The organism is Pseudomonas retamae, assembly GCF_043496865.1.
Lineage (GTDB): Bacteria > Pseudomonadota > Gammaproteobacteria > Pseudomonadales > Pseudomonadaceae > Aquipseudomonas > Aquipseudomonas retamae.
This window is the reverse complement of the sequence record NZ_JBIEIL010000021.1, coordinates 45,217-54,632: the sequence shown is the minus strand read 5'-3', so window position 1 is coordinate 54,632 and position 9,416 is coordinate 45,217. Positions and strand designations below refer to the sequence as shown.

Sequence of the window (9,416 nt, the reverse complement as noted above, 5' to 3'; positions counted from 1 at the left end):
CATTGTTGGGTTTTACAACAACGAACGGCTGCACTCAAAACTGGGGTATCTGCCACCGACCGTTTATGAGCGGGCGATGGCGTCAAAACCACCTATCGAGGTGTCCGGAATTAGTTGACCACTGCAGAGATATGTCGACCTGAGATCTCGAGGCGAACACAGGCTCTGAACTGATCAAGAGTTATCAGAGATCTCGAGGCGAACTCAGGCTTTGAATGGCCCCCGATCTGCTCCCTTTCCCCCTCGCCCCCTTGGGGGAGAGGGCTGGGGTGAGGGGGAATCGATTTCCCAGTCACCCCAAACATCACGCCAAACCCCAGCCACAAAAAAGCCGCACGATCGTTAAATCGTGCGGCTCTCTATCAGCGCTCTATCAAGTATCTTGCTTGTTGCTCAACACCTTGCCGGTAGTTGCATCAAAGTCCACGTCGAACTCTTTGCCATCAGCGGCCTTCAGTTCAACTTCATACTCATAACCGTTGAAGTGGTTATCCAGGTCGGTGTCAGTAATGGTCGCACCCGGATGCAGTTTCAGCGCTTCGGCGTTCATCGACTCCAGCGACTTGATCTTGCCGTCTTTCACCAGTTGCGGGATCTGGTCGATGCGCACGTCAGCCTGAGCCAGGCCAGCGGTAAGAGTCAGGGCAGCGGCGGTAAACAGGGCAGTCAAAGTTTTCATCGGTTCATTCCTTGGTGGTGCGTTGAAGTGGTTGATCTGTGTAAGTGAGTTCAGATTAACCAGCGCAACTTAATTCACCCTTAAATCTCTGCCTCGCGATAAAACTGCTCTTTGTGGGAGCGAGCCTGCTCGCGAAGCAGGCAACTCGATGACGGCTCAGAAACCGTTCTTCTTCAAAACTTCTTCAACGCTGCCAGTGGCCGGACGCTTATAAAACTTCAGCAGTTCACTGGCACGGTTGGTAAAGATCCCATCGACACCGGCCGCCATGACTTTCTCGTAATCCACTGGCTCATCGACGGTGTAGACATGCACCAGCATGCCCTGATCATGGGTGTACTGATTCATCCACGGCTGCACCAGATCCGAATAGCTCTGGTCACCGCCATGGGTCAGTTTGGCCGACGGACCGGTGCCGATAGCGCCCTGGGCCTTGGCGTAGTCGACCCACTGCTTGAATTCAGCTTCGGACTTCGGTTCCTGTTTACCGTAGAAAACGTTCTTGTCCTTCTCGCCGGAGGCGGCAAAGGTCACGTTCGATTTCGGCTCGATGCTGCCTTCGCCGACCCACAACAGCAAGATCTTCGGCACTTGCGGCATTTCCTTTTCCAGCAATTGCAGACTGTTCTTGTCAAACGTCTGCAGGATTACCTTGCCTTTGCCCTGGCCGACACCGAGCGCGCTTTTCGCCAGTTTCGAACCGGCCGGGCTCAGCCAGCCGCGGTCCTGCAGTTTTTCCTTGAGATCATGTTCGATGCCCGGAAACAGCTGCGGTTCTTTGGTTTCGATGTACAGACCCGGCTTGTGCTGCGGATTGGCGCGGGCGATGTCGATGATTTCATCGAGGGTCAGAATTTTCAGCCCGGCGTAGGACGGACGCGCGCGATCCGGGTACTTGGCGTTGAACCAGCTACCGGCGTCGAGGGTTTTCAGTTCGGCCATGGTAAACGCGGTGGCGGGGCTGTCCTTGCGCTCCGGGAATTTGCTCGCAACGTCGGTGGTGCGCTGCAGATTGTCATCGTGCAGGGCGAACAGCACGCCGTCCTTGCTGCGCTGCAAATCCAGCTCCAGGTAGTCGGCGCCCAGGTCGCGGGCCAGTCGATAAGCGGCGGCGGTGGATTCCGGCGCATCGAACGACGCGCCACGGTGAGCGATCACCGCCGGGTGCGGGATGCCGTGGGCCGCGGCGATGGCCTCAGGGGCGCTGTGGCTGGCGGCCTGCGCCTGACCGAGGCCGAGCAGCAGACTCAGGACCAAAGCGCTTTTGCTAAAAGTGGCAGGCATGTTCGAGTTCCTTTCGCAGGGCAATTTCAAAGAGCACTGTTTTAACAACTGAAGCGCTCGGGTGCCAGCGCAAGACCGACATAAACGTATCAAAAGCGAATTTTCCTGCACGTTTGTGGCGCCGTTTGCAGTACGCTTGCTCGCGGCAGACACCCCGGCAGAGGGTGCGCCACTCAATGGCCCTGCGTGTAAACCATCGATCATCATTCGCGAGGTTTACCATGCGCATCACCTCCCAACTCATCTGCCAGGCCGCCGACGACCTCAAGGGCTTCGTCGGCCTCAACCGCAAGACCGGTCAATACATCGTCCGATTCAGCGAAGACTCCTTCGGCATGGACGTCGCCGATGACGGCATCATCCCCGCCAGCGAGTTTGTCTGGGCCGCCACGACCGAACAGACCATGACCCTTAAACGCGAGTTGATCCAGTTGCTGCTGGATCAACACATCGACGACCGGATCAACATCACCGAACCGCTGCGCGTTTACATGAGCAAGGTGCAAGTGCCGGAGATCGTGGCGGTGCGCAGTCTGGTTCGGGGCTGAAGCCTTGCGCTGACCGGGTTGCCGTCATCGCCAGCAGGCTGGCTCCCACATTGGCTCGCGGCGTGCCTGCATCCTTTAGGAACCCGCAGGGAATTGAGTATTCACCGATCCCTGTGGGAGCCAGCCTGCTGGCGATGAGGCCGGTGAATGCGCCGCCAGTCATTTGCCTTAAACAGAGCCGAACTCAGCACGGCTTCCCGGCACAAGCTTCAACAAACGCAAGCACCAGCGGCGGCGTCTGCCCCTTGAGCGCCGCGCGTTCCGGCTGGAACAGCGTAGCGACAAAGAACGGGTGATCCTTGAGCTCAACGGCACGCAAGTCCCCCGCAGAATCGTGCCCCACTGCGTGTAGCCGATCGCTGAGCAATTCGTGTTCGAACTGCGGGTTTACACCATAACGGCAGCGATAACCTTCACTGATTTCAGCCGTTTCGTACGCCTTGGCGATCAACGAGCCAGGCACGAGATGAATGCGGTCCACTGCCTCGACCAGCGAACACGTCAGTGGCGTAAGCAATGCGCGCTCGGACTCCGGCGAGGTTTCACCATGTGCTGCATCGGCCCAGCCCAGCACATTGCGCGAATATTCCAGCACGGCATGCTGAAAACCGCCGCAAGTGCCGAGGAACGGGCGCTGCTGTTCGCGCGCAAACCGGATCGCGCGCAAGGCGCCGGCTTCGCTTTTGTAGGGACTGGCCGGCACGCACCAGAAACCGTCGAAGGCGTGCAGCGGCGTATCGGCGTGGATCTGCTCGGTGGGCAACCATTCGAATTGCACCGCGCGCTCGAGCTGTTCGGCAACCAGCCCGAGGGCGACGGGAATCGCCTGATGGGCGGTGACTTGTGGGTCGTGATCGCCGATCAGGGCGATGCGGATGGCGCTGCGTTCCATGTGCGTGTCCCTGCGCTGTTGACTGTTGGCGGACAATATAATCGGGCGCTCGCGCACTGGATAGCGCATTTCTCCCTGTCAAAAAACACGCTTCGCTATACCGAAGTCCCTGTGGGAGCCAGCCCGCTGGCGATCGCGGCAAGCCGCTTCACTGCCAGGCCGAGACCTCAATTCCACCGCGCTCCCGAGCCAAGCCGCCTTACCCCGGCGCCCGTTCATTGGCAAACATGCTCACCGCCTCCACCGCTTCACTCGCGCCATCGCGGATCTGCAATATCACCGTGCCCGCCTGATTGGCCAGTTCGACCCCTTCCGCCGCGCGGCCACGGGTGCCTTCCATGCTCTTGATGGCCTGGCGGGTTTCGCTCTGGATCAGGCCGATCATGTTGGAAATTTCTGCGGTCGAACCGCTGGTACGGCCGGCCAACAGTCGCACCTCATCGGCGACTACGGCAAAACCGCGGCCCTGTTCCCCGGCGCGAGCGGCTTCGATGGCGGCGTTGAGCGCGAGCAGATTGGTCTGGTCGGCAATCGCGCGGATGGTGTTGACGATGGCGGTGATCTGTTCGGAGCGTTCGCCCAGTTGCGCAATCAAGGTTGAAGACTGGGCGATGTCTTCGGCGATCTCGCGCATTTCGCTGGCGGCTTGCTGGATCACCTGTGTGCCTTGCTCGGCGACTTTACGGGTCGCCACCGAGATGTGATAAGCCGCGCTGGCGCTGCGTGCATCCTGCTCATGCTGGACGACACGGGCGGTAACGTCGGAGGCGAACTTGACCACTTTGCACAAGCGCCCGGCGGCGTCGTAGACCGGGTTGTAGTTGGCTTCGAGCCAAACTATTTGCCCGCGTTTATCGACGCGTTCAAACAATCCGTGAAAAAGCTCACCCTGATTCAAGCGGCGCCAGAAATCCTGATACGCACCGCTGTTGACCAACTCCGAAGTGCAGAACAACCGGTGATGTTTACCTTTCAACTCGGCGAGCGTGTAACCCATGCGCGTCAGAAAATTCTGGTTGGCGGTGAGGACATTGCCCTCCAGGTCGAACTCGATCACGGCCATCGCCCGGTCAATCGCCTGCAACTTGGCGTTGGCTTCGCTTTCCTGTTGCACCTTGGCGGTCACGTCCATGGCGTACTTGACCACTTTCACCACGCGTCCCGAAGCATCCTTGATCGGGTTGTAACTGGCTTCGAGCCAGATCGGCTGACCCTGGCTGTTGATCCGCTCAAACGTGCCGGACTGAAACTGGCCATTCTTCAGGCGCGACCACAGTTCGGTGTATTGCGCGCTGCGGCCGAATTCCGATGTGCAGAAACGCCGATGCGGCTGGCCGATGGCTTGTTCAGCCGTGTAGTCCATGGTCTTTAAAAAGTTGTCGTTGGCGCGCATCACCACGCCCTCCAGATCGAATTCGATCACCGCCATCGAGCGATTGATCGCGTCGAGCAGGCCGGATTGTTCAGTGAGGGTGCGCTGAAGGTCGTCGATGATGGATTTTTGGCGATTGAAGAACATGCTCGCAGTACTCTGGAAATTGGGAAGATCAAGGATTCAGTCCCTATTACCGCGCCGGCAGACCGAATGCGCGGGGCGGCATTCGGTGGTGACTGCTCAATGCCAGCGTTCCTTAGCTGGCAGAGTGCTACTTATACAAAAAATCGTAAACTTGTACAAGAAGGTGCGTTTTTATAAATTTGTATAAGTTTTAGGGAGGGTAGACCGATCGGTCAGCAATTTGCCGGATGGCGTCTTGAATGGCTGCAAGCCTTGCATGGCGGGATTATAAGCATGTTGTCGGCATGATCCGGAGCTTTACTGGCATTCTTGTACAACATGCGAAGCGGTTTGCACCGATACTCAGGCGCACTGGAACCGGAACAATCTGCGCAAGATTGTTCCTGAAATACGTTGCAGGATTATTCAGGCGGCCAACCGTTCGTCGGTCGCGCTGGTTCGGCAGGAGGTTCAGACCTGATAGCGCGCCAGAAACATCTCCAGCGCCGATTCGGCCACGGTCTGCTGCGTCGCGGCATCCAGCGCGGCGCGGCCCATCGATATCTGCGGCCAGAAACCAAAGGCCTTCAGCAGTCCCTGGACCTGATGCGCAGCAAATTCCGGGTCGACCGCTTTTACACGACCATCGGCCTGCGCCGCGCGAATCCATACGGTCAATGCTTCTTCGCGCTCGCCCATGCGCTCGATCATGTTCTGCGCGCGCTCGGGCGAGTGGATGGTCGCCGCGATCGCCACACGCGCCAGCGTCAGAAAGTTTTCATCGGCCATCATTTGCACTTTGGCCTGGAGCAGCGGCCACAGCTGCTCGCGCAGTGGTACATCGCGGCGGTAGGCGACTGACTGCTCGGCACTGATGCGCGCCCACAACTGATTGAGGATTTCCGCGAACAATTCTTCCTTGCTGGGGAAGTGGTTGTACACCGTGCGCTTCGAAACGCCAGCGCTCGCGGCGATCTTGTCCATGCTGGTGATCTCGAACCCGTTGGCACGGAATTCGGCAATCGCCGCCTGAATAATGGCTGCGCGTTTACGCTCGGTGAGGCGCTGGGGAGCTGTCATAAGGTCGCTTAGGCAAAAAAGAGGAAATTACACTTGGCAGTTTACTTGGCGGCAGCTTTGATGCAACCTAGAAACTACACCCGTCAGTGTAATGTTGCGTTAATCCTCGCCGCTTACAAAACCGACAGTTCGGCCTTTGCGTGCAGCTTGGCCATCAACCGTCCCACCGTTGGAAAACCGTGTAATACGCGGCGTTCCGGAGTCATTCAGTCATGGCCAATCCAGTTTCGCTCACGGATAACACTTCCAAGCCTGAAGCCTCGCGCCAGGATCAAGGCCTGTTCCGCAATCACGCACCCGTGCAGCGCGAAGGCCTGCGCAAAATGCTGCGAATCATGTGGAACATGATCTTCCACAAACCGCGCACTACCCGGCCTAGCGCCGCGATCCCGGTGCAAGCACTGACCCGCGAAGATCTGCTGGCCGCACCGAACCACAGCGTTTATCGCCTCGGCCATTCGACCTTGCTGCTGAAAATGCGCGACAAGTTCTGGATCACCGACCCGGTGTTCGCCGAGCGCGCCTCACCGGTGCAGTGGGCCGGCCCGAAACGCTTTCACCAGCCACCGATCAGCATCGACCAGTTGCCGCCGATCGAAGCGGTGATCCTTTCCCACAACCACTACGATCACCTCGATTACGCTGCCGTGCTCAGACTGGCCGCGAAAACCAACCTGTTCCTCACGCCGCTGGGTGTTGGCGATACCCTGATCAAATGGGGCATCGAGGCCAGCAAAGTCCGCCAGTACGACTGGTGGCAGGGCGCGGAAATCGCCGGCATTCGCTTCATCGCCACGCCGTCACAGCACTTTTCCGGTCGCGGCCTGTTCGACGGTAACAGCACGCTATGGGCGTCCTGGGTAATGATCGACGGCGACACCCGCATCTTCTTCAGCGGTGACAGCGGTTACTTCGACGGCTTCAAACGCATCGGCGAACAGTACGGGCCGTTCGACCTGACCCTGATGGAAACCGGCGCCTACAACGTCGAATGGCCACACGTGCACATGCAGCCAGAAGAAACCCTGCAAGCGCACATCGACCTAAAGGGCCGCTGGCTCTTCCCGATCCACAACGGCACCTTCGACCTGGCGATGCACGCCTGGCACGAACCTTTCGACCGCATCCTCGCCCTGGCCTGGGAACGCAGCGTCGCCATCACCACCCCGCAGATGGGCGAAGCGTTCAACATCGCTCAACCGCAACGCGGCAGTGCGTGGTGGCTGGCGGTTGAAGGGGAGGGTGAGGTGGTGGCGCAGAATGCATGATGGGTTGAAGTCGGTTCGCACCTGTGGCGAACCGACTATTCAGCCATTGCATATTCCCCACGCTCCAGGCTTTCCGATGCCGCCGCTCGAACACTCGCACTACGCCCCGGCCTGAATCCCGGAAAAAACACCAACCCCAGCGCTTCAAATCGATAAGCCAGCGCCAAACGCGTCGCATCCGCAACCTCTTGCTGCGACTCGAACCGTTGAATGTCTTCAACCGGCACCTGCGCCTCGCGCGATAGTTGTTCCACGCTCCAGCCCAGCATCGCTCGGGCCTGGACGCAGTGCGTCGGGGTGAACTGGAAAAGGGCAATGCGTTCGAGAATGTGGTTCATCGCAAGAGAGGCCATGGTGTGCTCCGGGCTCAAAAGTGCTGATTGAAAATGTACTGTGTTTTTGTACAGTTGTTTTTGGCCGGGATCAAACGCATTTTTAGATTTGCCCTACTTCGCCGCCTCCAACCAGACGGACGGTGCCTGACCGAGCACGCGCCGGAACATCGTCGAGAACGCTGCCGGGCTTTCGTAACCGAAGTCCAGCGCAATGCGTGTGACCGCCTCGCCCTCGGCCAGCCGCGCCAGCGCCAGCACTACGCAGGCCTGCTGCCGCCACTGGCGAAAGCTGAGCCCGGTCTGCTGCCGAAACAATCTGTTAAAGGTGCGTAAGCTTATGTGTATCTGCTCGGCCCAATACTGCGGGGATAGGTGTGCGTTGGGCTTGTTCAGAAAGGTCTGACACAGACTGAGGAGCTTTCCTTCGGCTGGCATAGGGATATGTAGGGGCAGCACCTCGCTGCGTGTCAGCTCATGCAACAACAAGTCAAACAGTGCACCGTCACGTCCTGCCTGGTCGTAAATCAGCGGCGCTGCCACCGCCTCCATCAACAGATGACGCATCAACGGCGACACACTGATCACTTGGCAGCGCGAGCCCAGGTCCACCGTACCGGGCTCGATATATAAACTGCGCGTGCTGACCCCGAGCATCAACACTTCATGCGCTACCCCCGGGGGAACCCAGACTGCCCGCTGCGGCGGCACCACCCAATTGCCGTCATGGGTACGGACCTGCATCACGCCAGTCGCGCCGTACAACAACTGCGCGCGCCGATGTGTATGAAAAGGCAGTAGGTGACCGTGGGAATAATCCGTACCGAGCGCCACCACTTTGCGCGGTGTGTCATCCAGTTGGCTGATCGAAACATTGCGCATGTGCGACTTCCGGTGGTTGGCGTAAACGCAAACATTATTGTCCGACATGCTGAAGCGGGCCAAGCGGCGAAACTCTATCGTCGAGCGCTTTCCCACCACGGACGCCTCGACATGTTCTACCTACTGTTGACCTGCTTCGGTTGCCTGACCGGCATCTCCGCCGTGCTATTCGGCTTCGGCGGCGGCTTCGTCATTGTGCCGCTGCTGTATCGCCTGCTCACCGCCAGCCACGGCGCCGACGACCCGATCAGCCAATCGGCCATGCACATCGCCGTCGCCACCTCGACCTGCGTAATGATCGTCAACGCCCTGATCGCCACCAACCAACATCGCCGCGCCGGCCATCTCATCCGCCATTACCTGTGGCCGTTGGGTGGGTTTATCGCAGTGGGTGCGGTCGTAGGTGCAATAGCGGCAGTGTGGGTCAGCGGCGACATCATTCGCTACGCCTTCATCGCCTACCTCGGCGTGACCATCATCGATTGCCTGCTCAGACGCGGATTTCTTCGCCGCACCGAAGGTGTCATCCCACGCCGACTCGGCCTTACAGAAAACTCCACCGGCGGCGTAGGCATCGGCGCCATCGCGACCTTTCTCGGTGTAGGAGGAAGCGTCATGACCGTGCCGCTGTTGCGCCGTTGCGGATTGAGCATGTCGCAAGCGACGTCCATGGCCAATCCGCTGAGCGTGCCGGTGGCATTGGCCGGGACGTTGACGTACATGGCGCTGGCCGGGTTCAGTCAGGCTGAGTTGGGGGTGTGGTTTGTCGGGTATGTGGATTTGCTGGCGTTTGCGGTGCTGACGGTTGGCTCGCTCATCGGGATTCGATTGGCCGCGCCATGGATTGGGCGGATACCAGATCGGGTGCATGCATGGGTCTATATTGGATTGCTGATTATCGTGCTGCTGTTTATCTCGGTGAAATGAACCATTGCCAGACTACAGCGCAAGAA

General features: G+C 58.9%; 10 protein-coding genes. 3 read left to right on the top strand and 7 right to left on the bottom strand.

The window, feature by feature from the left end; all coding sequences use genetic code 11:
- Positions 1-373 precede the first annotated feature (373 nt).
- A complete protein-coding gene (locus ACGSLL_RS27500) occupies positions 374-679 on the bottom strand; it encodes a PepSY domain-containing protein (protein WP_394508591.1) in 306 nt (101 codons plus the stop codon).
- A 156-nt stretch (positions 680-835) separates the two neighbouring features.
- Positions 836-1,963 carry a glycerophosphodiester phosphodiesterase gene (locus ACGSLL_RS27495; protein WP_394508590.1) on the bottom strand — a complete coding sequence of 376 codons (1,128 nt, stop codon included), beginning with the start codon at positions 1,961-1,963 and terminating at the stop codon, positions 836-838.
- A gap of 221 nt (positions 1,964-2,184) precedes the next feature.
- Between ACGSLL_RS27495 and ACGSLL_RS27490 the strand changes: the two genes are divergently transcribed.
- The gene (locus ACGSLL_RS27490; protein WP_394508589.1) at positions 2,185-2,511 is read left to right on the top strand and encodes a DUF2025 family protein; all 327 of its coding nucleotides are present in this window, start codon (positions 2,185-2,187) and stop codon (positions 2,509-2,511) included.
- A gap of 184 nt (positions 2,512-2,695) precedes the next feature.
- On the opposite strand, the gene ACGSLL_RS27485 is transcribed toward ACGSLL_RS27490, so the two are convergent.
- From ACGSLL_RS27485 to ACGSLL_RS27475, 3 genes are all read right to left on the bottom strand, one after another.
- Positions 2,696-3,403 (bottom strand): CTP synthase C-terminal region-related (seleno)protein, encoded by a 708-nt coding sequence (locus ACGSLL_RS27485; protein WP_394508588.1) that lies wholly within the window; start codon positions 3,401-3,403, stop codon positions 2,696-2,698.
- 199 nt (positions 3,404-3,602) lie between these two features.
- Positions 3,603-4,922, bottom strand: a complete 1,320-nt coding sequence (locus tag ACGSLL_RS27480) for a methyl-accepting chemotaxis protein (RefSeq protein ID WP_394508587.1) — start codon at positions 4,920-4,922, stop codon at positions 3,603-3,605.
- A gap of 450 nt (positions 4,923-5,372) precedes the next feature.
- On the bottom strand, positions 5,373-5,981 hold the full coding sequence (locus ACGSLL_RS27475; protein WP_394508586.1) for a TetR/AcrR family transcriptional regulator: 609 nt from the start codon (positions 5,979-5,981) through the stop codon (positions 5,373-5,375).
- A gap of 212 nt (positions 5,982-6,193) precedes the next feature.
- On the opposite strand from ACGSLL_RS27475, the gene ACGSLL_RS27470 reads away from it, so the two are divergent.
- Positions 6,194-7,249 (top strand): MBL fold metallo-hydrolase, encoded by a 1,056-nt coding sequence (locus tag ACGSLL_RS27470; protein WP_394508585.1) that lies wholly within the window; start codon positions 6,194-6,196, stop codon positions 7,247-7,249.
- Positions 7,250-7,284: 35 nt separating this feature from the next.
- On the opposite strand, the gene ACGSLL_RS27465 is transcribed toward ACGSLL_RS27470, so the two are convergent.
- Positions 7,285-7,602, bottom strand: a complete 318-nt coding sequence (locus ACGSLL_RS27465; protein WP_394508584.1) for a helix-turn-helix domain-containing protein — start codon at positions 7,600-7,602, stop codon at positions 7,285-7,287.
- 93 nt (positions 7,603-7,695) lie between these two features.
- Positions 7,696-8,463, bottom strand: coding sequence for an AraC family transcriptional regulator (locus tag ACGSLL_RS27460; RefSeq protein ID WP_394508583.1), 768 nt, complete (start codon positions 8,461-8,463; stop codon positions 7,696-7,698).
- A 111-nt stretch (positions 8,464-8,574) separates the two neighbouring features.
- Between ACGSLL_RS27460 and ACGSLL_RS27455 the strand changes: the two genes are divergently transcribed.
- Positions 8,575-9,390, top strand: a complete 816-nt coding sequence (locus ACGSLL_RS27455; protein ID WP_394508582.1) for a sulfite exporter TauE/SafE family protein — start codon at positions 8,575-8,577, stop codon at positions 9,388-9,390.
- Positions 9,391-9,416 lie beyond the last annotated feature (26 nt).